Below are 13,222 nucleotides of genomic sequence, written 5' to 3'. Positions count from 1 at the left end.
AGAAAGTATGACTTATCAAGGTTATTTGATTGATTTGGATGGCACGATTTATGAAGGGAAAAAGCGGATTCCTGCTGGTGAACGTTTTATTCATCGCTTGCAAGAACGTCAGATTCCCTATCTATTCGTGACCAACAATACCACCCGCCGTCCTGAGATGGTGCAGGCTATGTTGGCTGAAAACTTTAACATTGAAACACCGCTTGAAACCATCTATACAGCCAGTTTGGCGACAGTAGATTATATGAATGACTTGGGGCGAGAAAAGACAGTCTATGTCATTGGAGAAGACGGGCTCAAGTCTGCCATTTTTGAGGCAGGTTATGTGGAAGACACGGAAAATCCAGCCTATGTTGTTGTCGGTTTGGATACTCAGTTAACTTATGAAAAACTAACCATTGCCACCTTGGCTATTCAAAAGGGAGCGACCTTCATCGGTACCAATCCTGATTTGAACATTCCGACTGAAAGAGGTCATTTGCCAGGAGCAGGCTCACTAATTGCACTTTTGAAAGCTGCTACCCGAGTAGAACCGACCTTTATCGGTAAGCCTGAAGCGATTATCATGGACAAGGCCCTGGAGATTTTAGGTACAGAACGTAGCCAAACGGTTATGGTGGGGGATAACTACCTGACGGATATTCGCGCAGGGATTGACAATGGATTTCCAACTCTTTTAATCCTGACTGGATTTACCAAGCCAGAAGAAGTAGCAGACTTACCCCTGGCTCCAACCCATGTCCTCAACAGCCTAGATGAATGGAGTTTTGATGAGAACTAAGTTACAGCTTGTTGGAACAGTATTTTTCACCTTGTCAGCGGCCGTTTTAGCAACCATTTATCTAGCTTGGTTAATTTATCCACTGGAAATTTCCTTCTTAGGTTTGGAGAAGATTGTCTACATGAAGGCGTCGGATATTTCTTACAATTTCACTATCCTGATGAACTATCTGACCAATCCATTTGCAAGTGTTTTAGACATGCCAAATTTTTCATCCTCAGCTGATGGTCTGAAACATTTTGCGGATGTGAAAGTTCTCTTTCATCTGGCACAGCTTATTTTCCTGATTAGTTTGCCTGCAGTTTTCTATTTTTGGAAAGAAGTTGTGCGAAAAGGCTATGGCAAGCTCTATCGAACTATTTTTATGTGGATGGCACTAGCTCCTTTGCTTATTGCACTAGTGGGGGTGCTGATTGGTTTTGATAGCTTTTTTGTTCTCTTCCATCATCTGCTCTTTCCAGGAGATTCGACCTGGCTCTTTGACCCGCTGAAAGATCCGGTCATTTATATACTGCCACAGGAATTTTTCCTTCATTGCTTTCTTCTTTTCTTTATCCTCTATGAGTTGCTTTGTTTCATATGGTTGTGGAATACAACATGAAAAAACTTTGTCTTAATCAAAAAATTGTCCGTACAACTAATTCGTGATATAATGGGCTATCAATGCTTTGGAGGTATCCCATGCTTAAAGCAATGGAAGTATATTTGGTAACAAATGGCAATGGTTTAGAAGCTATTGAATTCTACAAAAATGCACTTGGTGCAGAGGTAGAGCAAGTCAATCTGTATAAAGATTTCTTGCCAGATTGTCCAGCAGAACTAGAAAACTATGTCATGAATGCCCAGTTCCGTTTACCAAATGGTCAGCGTTTCATGCTTTCTGACAATAACCCAGAAATGCCATATTCAATCGGTGACAACATTACAGTTGCCTTGATTACTGACGACGCTGAAACTGCACAAGATTTGTTCACAAAACTATCTGAGGGTGCTATGAAAATTACAATGGACTTGCAAGCTGTGCCATGGTCACCTGCTTATGGTTCCTTGCAAGACAAATTCGGTATCCACTGGCAAGTCAATGCAGAAGTAGCTGGCTATGGTCAAGAATATTACGCAGAATAATTCTATTTTAGTCAATGAATATTGCTGCATATTGAAGAGGGACGAATGTTGAGACTTCCAAAGATTCAATCATTTTGATGGTGCTGGAATGAATATATTGATTGGATATGTGTAGCTTTGACCGTTTAGAATACTCTTTGGAGTTAGCAAAAGCTAGCTCCTTTTCTTTGTGTTATACTAAGTTTATGTTAGATTTAAAAGATTATGGAATTGATATGTGGCCAGAGGAAAAGATCATCTCTTTCCGAAAAGCTCTGTTAGACTGGTATGATGCCAATAAACGTGACTTGCCTTGGAGAAGAACCAGAGATCCCTATGCCATCTGGGTGTCAGAAATCATGCTTCAACAGACCAGAGTTGATACAGTTATCCCTTACTATGAACGGTTTCTCCATCACTTGCCGACCATTACTGACCTGGCTCAAGCTCCAGAGGAGGTTATTCTCAAACTATGGGAAGGACTGGGCTATTATTCACGTGTTCGAAATATGCAAAAGGCAGCCCAGCAAATGGTGGAAGATTTTAATGGACAATTTCCTACCACTCATGCAGCTATTTCCAGCCTAAAAGGCATCGGTCCCTATACAGCAGGGGCGATTTCAAGCATTGCTTTTGATTTGCCAGAGCCAGCAGTAGACGGCAATGTCATGCGGGTTCTTAGTCGATTATTTGAAGTGGATTATGACATCGGCTTGCCAACCAATCGCAAGATTTTTCAAGCTATGATGGAAATCTTGATAGACCCTGACAGACCAGGAGATTTCAACCAAGCCTTGATGGATTTGGGGTCGGATATTGAATCACCAGTCAACCCGCGCCCTCAGGATAGCCCAGTCAAAGACTTTAGCGCAGCTTATTTAAACGGCACCATGAATAAGTACCCTATTAAAGCGCCGAAGAAAAAGCCAGTTCCTGTAGCCTATCAAGGCTTTATTATCCGCAATAACGATAATCAATTTTTATTGGAAAAAAATAATGAGGCTGGGCTCTTATCAGGTTTTTGGTCCTTTCCTCTTTTGGAAAAAGGGGCTGTCGTAGCCAAACAAGTTTCACTCTTTGAAGTCGCAGAAGAAGTTGTGCAATCCGATATGCGGCAGAGCTTTACGGAACTTTACGGCATGGCTGTTGACTGGCATAAGCAAGAATTTGATACCGTTCAGCATATTTTCAGTCACCGTAAATGGCAGATAGAATTGATTGAAGGAGTTGCAGAAACAACCAAACTTCCAGAAAACAAGGAATTAAAATGGGTTTCCGTAGAAGACTTTCCTACCTATCCCTTTGCCAAACCCCAACAAAAAATGTGGGAAGCATATGTAAAAGCGGAATAGAAATAAAAAATAGACTTTCGAGCACATAATTATTTGATAGCGTTTTCTAAAAGTGTTATACTACTCTTAGAAGAAATCAGATAATGAAGTTAGATGCTGAACGCCATCTACCCTGCTTGAAAGGAGTATACCAGCGTTCACTGATGGTGCTAACTACTAGTCACTTCCTCCAAAGGATGATGGCTAATAGTGGAAAAGTCCGTTATCCCTACTTTGATGCCTAAGGCATCTGTTGGCAAAATGCATAGCATTCACTCACACTTAGCCTTGCTACCCAGTTCAATCAAAAGTAGGCTAATCCTTATTCGTGTCGTAATACTGTATGGTCAGGGTAGGTCCTTGGCTAGCAACCAAGAAAATCAGAAAACCTCTAGTGATTTTCATCATAATAAGCAATCTCCACACTTAGACAACAAAATAAGAGGACAATCAAAGACATAAGGGTAGCAGAATAATTATTTAATCATTAACTAATTGTCGTGTAACTTTGGTAATGGACTTTTCCGATTTTAAAGACAAAAAGGAGGCTGAGGAGCCTCCTTTTCTGCATGGTCATGCTATGGATTGTTGCTATTAGGATGGACTATAGATATCTACTACTCGACCAATAGGGCGAATATGGTCTTCTTCGCTAAGGTAAATATCCTCATAGTCTGGATTGAGGGACTGCAGGTAGGTTCCCTTGTATTTCTTAACAAAATTTTCCCCGTTGACTGAGAAAATTCCAATGCTATTCAGAGGGATATCAGGTGTCAGACGAATGAAGAGGTAGTCTCCATCCTGAATAGCAGGTGACATGGAATCACCGACAACCTGAGCGATGGTATCGTATTGCCGACTATCAGGGATGTCCTCGCTATAAAAGGACACCAGGTTGTCGAAATCACTATCCTGCCAGTAGCCAGTACCAGCCGACACCTTTCCTGGAACAGCTAAGTCAATTTGTTCACGGTAGTCATCTAAACGTAGTATGCTGGCTGATTGAGGAGTAGATACGGTCTGCATGATTGTCATTTGTTCTTGTCCAAAGGCAATCCATCTGTCATGAAATTCCCCTTCAAGTGTTTGATCTAAGAACTGTGCCTGCTCGGAAATGGCTTGATTAAATTGTCCAAATTGAGCAGGAGTAAGCGTTAGGGCGATGGCTTGGTTGTCATCAAGTTTCTGAATCAAATCTGTAACAGCTATGTTCATACCTTTGGCAACTTTCTCCAGTGTTTCCATAGTGGGGAGGAGAGCTTTTTTTGTTTTGGGGTGCTGATTTTTTTCCAGCATCGAAATATATCCCTTTGTTAAGCCAGATAGTTCTGCAAACCTATCCATAGAGAGCTTATTTTGGTTTCGGAATTCTTTTAAAATATCACCTAGAATCATGCTAGTACCTCGTTTTGTTTAACATATTATACCATAAGCATATTTTTTTGACAAGTTTTGTTTAACATGTTTGACAAAAATAAAAAATGGTGTTATGATGGTATCACATTAAAGTTGGAGAGTGAAGAAAATGAAACAAGAACATGAGATTACTTGGGCAGATATTTACAGGGAATGGGAAGTCTATGCAGAACATTTCCATTTGCATCCTGTGATGAGCAAAGAGAGTAAATTTCAAGTAGCCAGTACTGAAATGAGTAGAGGTAGCCAGCTAACATTTCAGTTATTAAAACATTATCAAGATGATGAAGTAAAGTATGCAGCAGTTTGGCTGGCGTCATTTTGTCGTGATTTAATGCAAGATTATGCCTATTTGTTAAATAGCAAAGCCTATATGATGGTTAGTCAAGTATATTTTCAGTCGATCAAACAGTTTGATGTCGGTGTTCAAGCTTGGGCAAAACCGCTCACAAGATTGCAGCCAAAATCGTTTATCTCCCATCGTCTGTTTGAGAGTATAGACTTAACCAATCTTGCATGTCTTGTAGAATTAGCTATGATACAAGCTAGTTTAGTACAAGCCCAAATGTTAGAAAGAATATAGAAAGGTAGATATGAACATGTTTATTTGGAATAAGAAAACGACAAATCTTTTATCAGTTGTAGAATATTGGGCAGATCGCTTGCTTGCCTTGGGGATTTTAAAGGATACTGAAGTATTAAGTCCTTCTTGTTGGCGTTGCCACACCAGTTATGGAGTAAAAAATGTTCCGATTGTTTCAGGGCAATGGTTTCATGCAGAAAGTTTGTCCAATCAGCTATTGCTGTGCCAGGCCTGTGAGGTAGAGAAGCCAAAGACCAAGCAAGCTGATGTTGTTTGGACATGGTTAAAAGATGAAAGTAGTGAATATTACTGGACCATTGAGGCCATGAAAGAATACGAGAAGCAGTTTCACACAAGTGTCCTTCAAGAACTTTGGAATATGGGGATTAGGGATGGAGAAGAGGTAGAAATCCTAGTTAAAAAAGTGATGAAAGATATTTCTAAGAAGTCACCGTCATTCAATCGTGCCAGCCTTGCCCAAGCATTCCGAGTGGAAATTGAAAAAATGCGTAAAGAAGCTTTTACAAACTGGACAGGAGTATTCCAAGTGGCTAGTTGAATGGACTAGCATTCAAGCTGACAGGGTAATTAAATAAGTCTAGGCCTTCCCTATAGAATTGTATTTTGTTTAAAATATCACATACTATTTGCAAAAATCATTTGCATATAGTATAATAATATAAAAGAAATCGATAAGTAATCAATAACATAATACGTCATATAAATCTAAAAGGAGGTTGTCTATGGCAACATTTTACGTCCCAGCGGTCAACTTGATTGGTCGCGGTTGTGTCAATGAAATTGGTGGGTATGTTAAGGATTTGGGCTACAAGAAAGCTCTTCTTGTCACAGATGAATTCATTCGCACCAGTGATATTCTTCCAAAGGTGACCAAGCCTCTTGATGAAGCAGGAGTAGACTACGTGGTATTTAGCCAGGTTGATCCTAATCCAACCTGTAAAAATGTTTACGATGGTTTAGCTGCTCTTCAAGAAAATGAATGTGATTTTATTATCTCAGTCGGCGGTGGCTCACCTCAAGATGCTGCAAGCTGTATTTCTATTATGGCAACTAATGGCGGTAAGCCACAAGATTATGAAGGTTTGCATAAGTCTGAAAAATTAGGCTTGCCTGTTGTAGCTATCAACACAACAGCGGGCACCTCTGCTGAAATTACCATCAACTATGTTATTACCGATGAAGAGCGTAAGGTAAAAATGGTAATGGTAGATAAGAATAGCTTGGCAGTGATGTCAGTCAACGACCCTGAACTCATGCTTTCTAAGCCAGCGGCCTTAACAGCAGCAACTGGTATGGATGCTTTGACCCATGCTATCGAAGCTTTGGTAACTCCGGGTGCTTATGGAGTAACTAAAAAGTTATCAATGGGTGCTATTGAACTTATCAAAGAATATTTGCCACGTGCTGTTGAAAACGGACAAGATATCGAAGCTCGAGAAGCTATGGTCCATGCTATCTTCTTGGGCGGTATGAGTTTCAACAATGCTGGTCTAGGCTATGTGCATTCTATGGCTCACCAGCTAGGTGCTGTTTACGATCTGCCACACGGTGTGTGCTGTGCTATGATTTTACCGATCATCGAACGTGAAAATGCCAAACGTGTACCAGCAGCCTTCCGTGATGTTGCAAAAGCTTTGGGTCTTGATATTGTTGGCAAATCAGATGAAGAGTGTGCAGACTATGCTATTGCACAAATCGAAGAATTGTCAGCAAAAGTTGGTATTCCTAAGAAATTAACAGAATTGGCTATCAAAGAAGAAGACTTCGACTTTGAATACCTGTCTAAGAATGCCTTGATTGATGCCTGTGCGCCTGGTAATCCATTTATGCCAACCCTTGAAGAAACGATTGCTTTCTATAAAGAGTTGTTCTAATCAATAAACTTTAAATAAATAAATACCTGCAATCTATTGAGGCAAACAAAGGTTGTAGGTATTTTTTAACTCTTTCCTAATTCAAATAAAGAACTATTCATGTTCATTTATCAATGAATATGACAAACTGTCTTAATTTTGCTATAATAGAAACAAACCAAGCCGTTTTTACGGCTTTTTTCAATGAAGTAAGATGAAGGAGTATCCCATGGCAATAATCCAATGGTAAAGTGTTGGATTATGAAATGTCATGGTAATCGAAATTTTGGTGCCTATTTGGTGCCTAGATGAAAAATAAAGACAGCAAGTACCTCAAACCCTTGCTACGAAAGGAATTATACACTCATGGCAATTATTCAATGGTATCCGGGCCATATGTCCAAGGCTCGCAGGCAGGTGCAGGAGAATATCAAGCACGTTGATTTCGTGACCATTTTAGTCGATGCCCGCCTACCCCTATCCAGCCAAAACCCCATGCTGACCAAGATTGTCGGCGACAAGCCCAAGCTCATGATTCTCAACAAGGTTGATTTGGCTGATCCCGTTCGTACCAAAGAATGGCAGAGCTACTTTGAAGGTCAGGGCATTCGCACCCTTGCCATCAATTCAAAAGAGCAAGCGACGGTGAAAAAGGTGACCGACGCAGCCAAGAGTCTGATGAAAGACAAGATTGAACGCCTCCGCGAAAGAGGGATTCAAAAGGAGACCTTGCGAACCATGATTATCGGTATTCCAAACGCTGGAAAATCCACCCTTATGAACCGTCTGGCTGGAAAGAAAATCGCCGTTGTCGGTAACAAACCAGGTGTGACCAAAGGTCAACAGTGGCTCAAGTCAAACAAGGACCTTGAAATCCTTGATACACCAGGTATTCTCTGGCCTAAGTTTGAGGACCAGGAAGTTGGACTGAAGTTGGCTCTGACTGGAGCCATCAAGGACCAACTCTTGCCAATGGATGAAGTGACTATTTTTGGTTTGGACTATTTCAAGACACATTACCCAGAACGTCTACAAGAGCGGTTCAAGGGCATGGATTTGGAGCAGGAAACGCCTGAACTCATCATGGACTGGACCAAGAAACTGGGTTTCCGTGATGACTATGACCGTTTTTACAACCTCTTTGTCAAGGATGTTCGGGACGGTCGTTTGGGCACCTATACATTAGATAGGGTGAGTGACTTAGATGGCAACGATTAAGGAAGTGACTGCTCTGCTGACCCAGGTGGACAGTTTAGGCAGCCCTGTCTGGTCGAAACTAGCTCAGGATAATCGAGCAGGAGCCCAGGCTGCCATCAAGAAACGTCGTAAGGAGTTGGAAAAAGAAGCGGCAGAAGATGCTCGCTTAGAAGCTATGCTATCTTACGAAAAAGCTCTTTATGAAAATGGGGTGGAGTTAATCGCTGGCATCGACGAAGTCGGCCGGGGGCCTCTAGCAGGTCCTGTGGTGGCAGCGGCGGTTATCTTGCCCAAGGGTTGCAAAATCCGCTACCTCAACGACTCCAAGAAAATCCCCAAGTCCAAGCATGAAGTCATCTACCAAGAAGTCATGGAGCGGGCGCTGGCAGTCGGTGTAGGCGTCAAAGATGCAGCTGTCATTGACCAGGTCAACATCTATGAGGCGACCAAGTTAGCTATGTTGGAGTCTTTGGGGCAGTTGAGCCAAGAGCCTGAACATCTCTTGATAGATGCAATGAAGTTGGATACCTCCATACCGCAAACATCTATCATCAAGGGAGATGCTAATAGCCTGTCTATTGCAGCGGCCTCAATCGTTGCCAAGGTGACGCGGGACAAGATGATGGCGGATTATGACAAGGAGTTCTCAGGCTACGGCTTTGCCAAGAATGCAGGCTATGGAACGGCAGAGCATTTGGAAGGCTTGAGCAAGCTAGGCATCACGCCCATTCACCGAAAGACCTTTGAGCCCATTAAGTCTATGCTAACAGGAGGAAACTAGTCTTGACATTCTTTTTCTGGTTATTTTTAGCAGCTATCGTTTTGTTTGCTCTCGTCTATTTCTGGGAGCGGCGGTCGATTTTTATCTCACTGTTTGCCTTGAATATCCTCGTCTGGGCCTTGGCATGGATTATCTCAACAGGCATTCTCGAAAACAATGAAATCTTGCGCTTGCTGGCTATAGTCGTGGCGATGGTGCTCTTTTTAGCCTTGTTAAGTGGTCCATTTGTCCTGCTTTTCACACTTTATCTAAATGGTTTTCAGATTTTGAAGAGAGAAGGGGTTCGTTTCCATAATTTCCTATCCATGGGACTGGCAGTCGCCCTGACTTTCTATCTCTTCATCGCTCCCTTTGTGGTTCAATCCCTTTCAGGCATCAGCTTTTTCAACATGCTGTTCGTCTACGTTGGTTTTTTGGTGTCATATGCTATTATCATCAGCATGCTCTATACCACGTCTAGCTTTGTCAATTTGGTCAATCTCTTCCCAGGCAAGCTTGATTATGTGGTGGTCTTAGGTGCTGGCTTGATTGGTGACAAGGTAACGCCACTTTTGGCTTCGCGGATTGACAAAGGCATAGCGATCTACCAGAAGCATCCTGGTAGCAAGCTCATCATGTCAGGCGGACAGGGTCCTGATGAACTCCTGGCAGAGGGGCAGGCCATGGCTAACTATGCCTTGGAACAGGGTATTCCTTCGGAAGATATTGTGATAGAAAACCAATCAACCAATACCGAGGAAAACTTGAAATTTTCCTATGCCCTGATGAAACCTGGCAGTCGATTTGCCCTTGTAACCAATTACTATCACGTTTTCAGAGCCCTGCTATTGGCACGACAATTGAAAATCAAATGTATCGGCTACGGCGCAAAAACCAGATTTTACTTTAGCCTTAATGCCTTCATTCGGGAATTTGTCGGCTATGTGGTCATGAGCCGAAAGGCGCATTTGGTCTTTTTGAGCATCGTATCAGCCCTTTATCTGATTGGAATGATCATCAGTTTAATGCATTAAAAAAACAGCCTCTAGGTTTCTAGAAGCTGTTTTCTTATAGCATAAAGTAGACAATGGCGATATATTGCAGTGCTGAAGCCAGTAGGATAAAGAGATGCCAAATCATATGGAAATAGGGCTTTTTCTTGGCGTAGAAGAGGGCGCCAATGGTGTAAGATAAACCACCAGCCAGCATCAAAATTCCGAAAACAAGTCCAGTCTTTTGAAGAATGGCAGGCAAGATAAAGACAACCAACCAGCCCATAAAGAGATAGAGAAATAGGCTGAATTTTTCATTGATTTTTTTGGCAAATATTTTGTAGAGAATACCAAAAATAGTTAACCCCCACTGCAAACCAACAATTAGATAGCCCAACCAACCACCGACCAAGGATAGGGCAACAGGTGTGTAGCTTCCAGCGATAGCAATGTAAATCATGCTATGGTCGATAATCCTTAGGATGTATTTGTGAGTAGAAGCATAAGGCATGGAGTGGTAGATGGAGGAGGATAGGAACATGAGAAATAGGCTGATGACAAAGATAGTCATGCCGACCACAGCGGTCACGTTATAGTCTTGAAAAGAATGGATTGCAGTAATGGGGAGTAAGACCAACATAAGCAGGGCTCCGACTGCATGTGTGACACTGTTAGCAACCTCCTCTCCAAAGGATAGTTGCAGGCTCAATTTCAAACTAGGATTCATGGTAACTCCTTTCTAACTCCATGGTGAGTAGGCGGGTTTTATAATAAAGTTTGACGGACTGACAAGCAAATCGGATAATATCAGGTGTTTTTTCGTTCTCTTTATCCCTCATACAATCTACAAAATGATTGTATAGGCTTTCTGAATTGCTCGACTGGAGAAGAAGATGTAGGGTTTGACTGATTTCCTGAATGGAAAAAACATTTTTTAGGATAGTCAAGGCAATCAAGCGGGCCACTTGCTGCTTCTGATATTTTTTCTTTATTGGTTTTTCAAGCTGTTTGTGTTTGACATAGTTATTGATCATGGCAGCAGTCAAACTTTTTTGTTCCAATAGCTCTGATGAATTGGTCGTCTGATTAACATAAAGCAGAACTTGGTCCAAATATAAGTCTAAATCAGGTAATTCATGCCAGTAGGGGAGGGTTTGTTTCATGATTATTTACTCTCTTACATCTAGTATTAACAACTAGATTATATAATTTTTAAAAAACGATGTAAAGAAAAAGGGTAGTTCTTTTCAGAAATACCCTTATTTTACGATTGGTCCTCTCCAAGCATCCATGCCGCCTGCAATATCATTTGCCTTAAATCCTTTAGATGACAGGATTTCTCTGGCCTGCTTGCTACGTTTTCCGCTCTTACAGATCAGAAGATAGTGTTGGTCGACTGGTCCATTAAATGTGGCAATCTTATCCATCGGACAATTAGTGGCACCATCTATATGGCCAGATGCAAATTCTTCTGGGTCACGAACATCTAGTAATTGAACACTTTCAGTTTGCAATAAGTCAAGCAATTCTGCAACAGACAAGGTTCGTGTTTGTTCTTGATTTTCTAACATAATTCCCTCTTTTCTTGAATGTAAAAGAACAATATCAAATCTTGACTGGATTTGTCAAGAAGGTTTGACTTTTTGAATGAGAAATCCTATGATAAGTAGTAAGAATAAAAAAGGAGCAGATGTATGCTGACAGAAAAAGAAAAGATGATAGCAGGTCAATTATATATAGCTGCCGATCCAGAACTTAGACAAATGAGAACGCTGGCTCGCCAAAATATGCGGGACTTCAATAATGAATTAGATGGCTCAATACGTTCTCAAATCTTGAAAAACTGGTTTGGAGCTACAGGTGATCGGATTTACATGGAGCCCAATTTCTACTGCGATTATGGAAGTAACATTCATGTCGGTGAGGATTTTTATGCTAATTTCAACTGCACTATGCTAGATGTTTGTCCCATTACCATTGGGAAAAATGCTATGTTGGGTCCAAATGTGCAACTGCTAACACCCTTACATCCCTTGGACCCTGTCGAACGCAATTCTGGCATGGAATATGGCGCACCTATTACCATTGGAGATAACTTCTGGGCTGGTGGCGGTGCCATTATCTTACCAGGTGTGACCTTGGGCGATAATGTCGTTGTCGGAGCAGGAGCAGTTGTTACTAAATCTTTCGGTGATAATGTCGTTTTAGCAGGCAATCCTGCGCGTGTCATCAAAGAAATACCTCAAAAATAATTCTTCCATTTGGAAGAGTTTTTTCTTTCCCTTGCGAATAATAATAGTGAGGTGAAGAAAATGAATAATTTTGAATTGTTTAAATGGAAAAAAGCAGGTTTGACCAATCTCAATATCAATAAGGTTTTAACCTACCAAGAAACATTTGGTAAAAAGCTATCCTTACGCAATATCGCTGTGGTATCTGAATGCAAAAATCCCATTCTCTTTATGGAGAATTATAAGAATTTGGATGTCAAAGCCTGTCGAGAGGAATTTAACAAGTATCCTTCCTTTTCAATTTTGGATGAGGTCTATCCTTTGGCGCTCAAACAGATTTACAATCCGCCTGTACTTTTGTTTTATCAAGGGGATTTAGAATTGCTGGAAAAATCAAAACTAGCAGTTGTTGGTACCCGAAATGCCAGTAAGAATGGCGTTCAGTCTGTGCAGAAGATTATCAAGGAACTCAATAACCGCTTCGTCATTGTCAGTGGTTTGGCAAGAGGAATTGATACTGCAGCCCATATTGCCAGCCTAAAAAATGGTGGACAGACCATCGCCGTTATCGGAACAGGTTTGGACAAGGTCTATCCCAAAGAAAACAAGGACTTGCAGACCTACATTGGCAAACACCATCTGGTACTGACAGAGTATGAACTGGGTGCCCAGCCACTCAAATACCATTTCCCAGAGCGGAATCGAATTATCGCTGGTTTGGTAGAGGGTTTGGTGGTTTGTGAGGCTAAAATGCGGTCTGGTAGCTTGATTACCTGTGAACGTGCCTTGGAGGGTGGCAGAGAGGTTTATGCCATTCCAGGTTCTATTTTAGATGGAAAATCAGATGGTTGTCATCATCTAATTCAAGAGGGGGCAAAGTGCATCACATCAGGCTTGGACATCCTTTCAGACTATCAATTTTAAAATCAGTTTTCCTATAGGAAAATAAAAAT

The 13,222-nt window shown here is 41.4% G+C and carries 17 protein-coding genes; 13 read left to right on the top strand and 4 right to left on the bottom strand.

Annotated elements, in window-relative coordinates:
• The first annotated feature begins 7 nt into the window (after window positions 1–7).
• The 5 genes from C1E58_RS02320 (at window position 8) to C1E58_RS12055 (ending at window position 3,461) form a co-directional block, all read left to right on the top strand.
• Window positions 8–781: a TIGR01457 family HAD-type hydrolase gene (locus C1E58_RS02320; protein WP_105111877.1), complete on the top strand. Its 774-nt coding sequence runs from the start codon at window positions 8–10 to the stop codon at window positions 779–781.
• Window positions 771–1,382, top strand: a complete 612-nt coding sequence (locus tag C1E58_RS02315) for a TIGR01906 family membrane protein (RefSeq protein ID WP_105209191.1) — start codon at window positions 771–773, stop codon at window positions 1,380–1,382. Before C1E58_RS02320 ends, C1E58_RS02315 begins: the two co-directional genes overlap by 11 nt.
• 80 nt (window positions 1,383–1,462) lie before the next feature.
• Window positions 1,463–1,906 carry a VOC family protein gene (locus C1E58_RS02310; protein ID WP_105209190.1) on the top strand — a complete coding sequence of 148 codons (444 nt, stop codon included), beginning with the start codon at window positions 1,463–1,465 and terminating at the stop codon, window positions 1,904–1,906.
• 185 nt (window positions 1,907–2,091) lie between these two features.
• Window positions 2,092–3,237: an A/G-specific adenine glycosylase gene (mutY, locus tag C1E58_RS02305; protein WP_161951254.1), complete on the top strand. Its 1,146-nt coding sequence runs from the start codon at window positions 2,092–2,094 to the stop codon at window positions 3,235–3,237.
• 83 nt (window positions 3,238–3,320) lie between these two features.
• On the top strand, window positions 3,321–3,461 hold the full coding sequence (locus C1E58_RS12055; RefSeq protein WP_161951253.1) for a hypothetical protein: 141 nt from the start codon (window positions 3,321–3,323) through the stop codon (window positions 3,459–3,461).
• A gap of 349 nt (window positions 3,462–3,810) precedes the next feature.
• Here C1E58_RS12055 and C1E58_RS02300 read toward each other — a convergent pair whose 3' ends face one another.
• Window positions 3,811–4,611: a helix-turn-helix domain-containing protein gene (locus C1E58_RS02300; RefSeq protein ID WP_105209189.1), complete on the bottom strand. Its 801-nt coding sequence runs from the start codon at window positions 4,609–4,611 to the stop codon at window positions 3,811–3,813.
• A gap of 130 nt (window positions 4,612–4,741) precedes the next feature.
• On the opposite strand from C1E58_RS02300, the gene C1E58_RS02295 reads away from it, so the two are divergent.
• The 6 genes from C1E58_RS02295 to C1E58_RS02270 all read left to right on the top strand — a co-directional run bounded on the left by C1E58_RS02295 (window position 4,742) and on the right by C1E58_RS02270 (window position 10,080).
• Window positions 4,742–5,215 (top strand): hypothetical protein, encoded by a 474-nt coding sequence (locus C1E58_RS02295; protein WP_105114609.1) that lies wholly within the window; start codon window positions 4,742–4,744, stop codon window positions 5,213–5,215.
• Between the two features lie 10 nt (window positions 5,216–5,225).
• Window positions 5,226–5,774, top strand: coding sequence for a hypothetical protein (locus tag C1E58_RS02290; RefSeq protein ID WP_238142213.1), 549 nt, complete (start codon window positions 5,226–5,228; stop codon window positions 5,772–5,774).
• A 184-nt stretch (window positions 5,775–5,958) separates the two neighbouring features.
• Window positions 5,959–7,110, top strand: coding sequence for an iron-containing alcohol dehydrogenase (locus C1E58_RS02285; protein ID WP_105209188.1), 1,152 nt, complete (start codon window positions 5,959–5,961; stop codon window positions 7,108–7,110).
• Window positions 7,111–7,455: 345 nt separating this feature from the next.
• Window positions 7,456–8,307, top strand: coding sequence for a ribosome biogenesis GTPase YlqF (gene ylqF / locus C1E58_RS02280; protein WP_105209187.1), 852 nt, complete (start codon window positions 7,456–7,458; stop codon window positions 8,305–8,307).
• On the top strand, window positions 8,294–9,067 hold the full coding sequence (locus C1E58_RS02275; RefSeq protein ID WP_105209186.1) for a ribonuclease HII: 774 nt from the start codon (window positions 8,294–8,296) through the stop codon (window positions 9,065–9,067). Before ylqF ends, C1E58_RS02275 begins: the two co-directional genes overlap by 14 nt.
• Before the next feature lie 2 nt (window positions 9,068–9,069).
• Window positions 9,070–10,080 carry a YdcF family protein gene (locus C1E58_RS02270; protein WP_105209185.1) on the top strand — a complete coding sequence of 337 codons (1,011 nt, stop codon included), beginning with the start codon at window positions 9,070–9,072 and terminating at the stop codon, window positions 10,078–10,080.
• Between the two features lie 34 nt (window positions 10,081–10,114).
• Here the strand turns inward: C1E58_RS02270 and trhA are convergent, their stop codons facing one another.
• The 3 genes from trhA to C1E58_RS02255 form a co-directional block, all read right to left on the bottom strand.
• On the bottom strand, window positions 10,115–10,765 hold the full coding sequence (gene trhA / locus C1E58_RS02265; RefSeq protein ID WP_029171743.1) for a PAQR family membrane homeostasis protein TrhA: 651 nt from the start codon (window positions 10,763–10,765) through the stop codon (window positions 10,115–10,117).
• Window positions 10,755–11,201 carry a DUF1836 domain-containing protein gene (locus C1E58_RS02260; protein ID WP_105209184.1) on the bottom strand — a complete coding sequence of 149 codons (447 nt, stop codon included), beginning with the start codon at window positions 11,199–11,201 and terminating at the stop codon, window positions 10,755–10,757. The genes trhA and C1E58_RS02260 overlap by 11 nt, the downstream gene beginning before the upstream one ends.
• A gap of 96 nt (window positions 11,202–11,297) precedes the next feature.
• Window positions 11,298–11,609: a rhodanese-like domain-containing protein gene (locus C1E58_RS02255; RefSeq protein ID WP_105209183.1), complete on the bottom strand. Its 312-nt coding sequence runs from the start codon at window positions 11,607–11,609 to the stop codon at window positions 11,298–11,300.
• Between the two features lie 123 nt (window positions 11,610–11,732).
• On the opposite strand from C1E58_RS02255, the gene C1E58_RS02250 reads away from it, so the two are divergent.
• Window positions 11,733–12,290, top strand: coding sequence for a sugar O-acetyltransferase (locus tag C1E58_RS02250; protein ID WP_105209182.1), 558 nt, complete (start codon window positions 11,733–11,735; stop codon window positions 12,288–12,290).
• A 60-nt stretch (window positions 12,291–12,350) separates the two neighbouring features.
• The gene (gene dprA / locus C1E58_RS02245) at window positions 12,351–13,193 is read left to right on the top strand and encodes a DNA-processing protein DprA (RefSeq protein ID WP_105209181.1); all 843 of its coding nucleotides are present in this window, start codon (window positions 12,351–12,353) and stop codon (window positions 13,191–13,193) included.
• The last annotated feature ends 29 nt before the right edge of the window (window positions 13,194–13,222 follow it).

The sequence above is a fragment of the Streptococcus suis genome, assembly GCF_002964575.1.
GTDB lineage: Bacteria > Bacillota > Bacilli > Lactobacillales > Streptococcaceae > Streptococcus > Streptococcus suis_R.
This window is presented reverse-complemented; position numbering and strand designations above follow the sequence as displayed.

Coding starts and splice junctions, on each gene's coding strand:
- C1E58_RS02320 (WP_105111877.1), top strand. CDS start 8: ATGACTTATCAAGGTTATTTGATTGATTTGGATGGCACGATTTATGAA.
- C1E58_RS02315 (WP_105209191.1), top strand. CDS start 771: ATGAGAACTAAGTTACAGCTTGTTGGAACAGTATTTTTCACCTTGTCA.
- C1E58_RS02310 (WP_105209190.1), top strand. CDS start 1,463: ATGCTTAAAGCAATGGAAGTATATTTGGTAACAAATGGCAATGGTTTA.
- mutY (WP_161951254.1), top strand. CDS start 2,092: ATGTTAGATTTAAAAGATTATGGAATTGATATGTGGCCAGAGGAAAAG.
- C1E58_RS12055 (WP_161951253.1), top strand. CDS start 3,321: ATGAAGTTAGATGCTGAACGCCATCTACCCTGCTTGAAAGGAGTATAC.
- C1E58_RS02300 (WP_105209189.1), bottom strand. CDS start 4,611: ATGATTCTAGGTGATATTTTAAAAGAATTCCGAAACCAAAATAAGCTC.
- C1E58_RS02295 (WP_105114609.1), top strand. CDS start 4,742: ATGAAACAAGAACATGAGATTACTTGGGCAGATATTTACAGGGAATGG.
- C1E58_RS02290 (WP_238142213.1), top strand. CDS start 5,226: ATGAACATGTTTATTTGGAATAAGAAAACGACAAATCTTTTATCAGTT.
- C1E58_RS02285 (WP_105209188.1), top strand. CDS start 5,959: ATGGCAACATTTTACGTCCCAGCGGTCAACTTGATTGGTCGCGGTTGT.
- ylqF (WP_105209187.1), top strand. CDS start 7,456: ATGGCAATTATTCAATGGTATCCGGGCCATATGTCCAAGGCTCGCAGG.
- C1E58_RS02275 (WP_105209186.1), top strand. CDS start 8,294: ATGGCAACGATTAAGGAAGTGACTGCTCTGCTGACCCAGGTGGACAGT.
- trhA (WP_029171743.1), bottom strand. CDS start 10,765: ATGAATCCTAGTTTGAAATTGAGCCTGCAACTATCCTTTGGAGAGGAG.
- C1E58_RS02260 (WP_105209184.1), bottom strand. CDS start 11,201: ATGAAACAAACCCTCCCCTACTGGCATGAATTACCTGATTTAGACTTA.
- C1E58_RS02255 (WP_105209183.1), bottom strand. CDS start 11,609: ATGTTAGAAAATCAAGAACAAACACGAACCTTGTCTGTTGCAGAATTG.
- C1E58_RS02250 (WP_105209182.1), top strand. CDS start 11,733: ATGCTGACAGAAAAAGAAAAGATGATAGCAGGTCAATTATATATAGCT.
- dprA (WP_105209181.1), top strand. CDS start 12,351: ATGAATAATTTTGAATTGTTTAAATGGAAAAAAGCAGGTTTGACCAAT.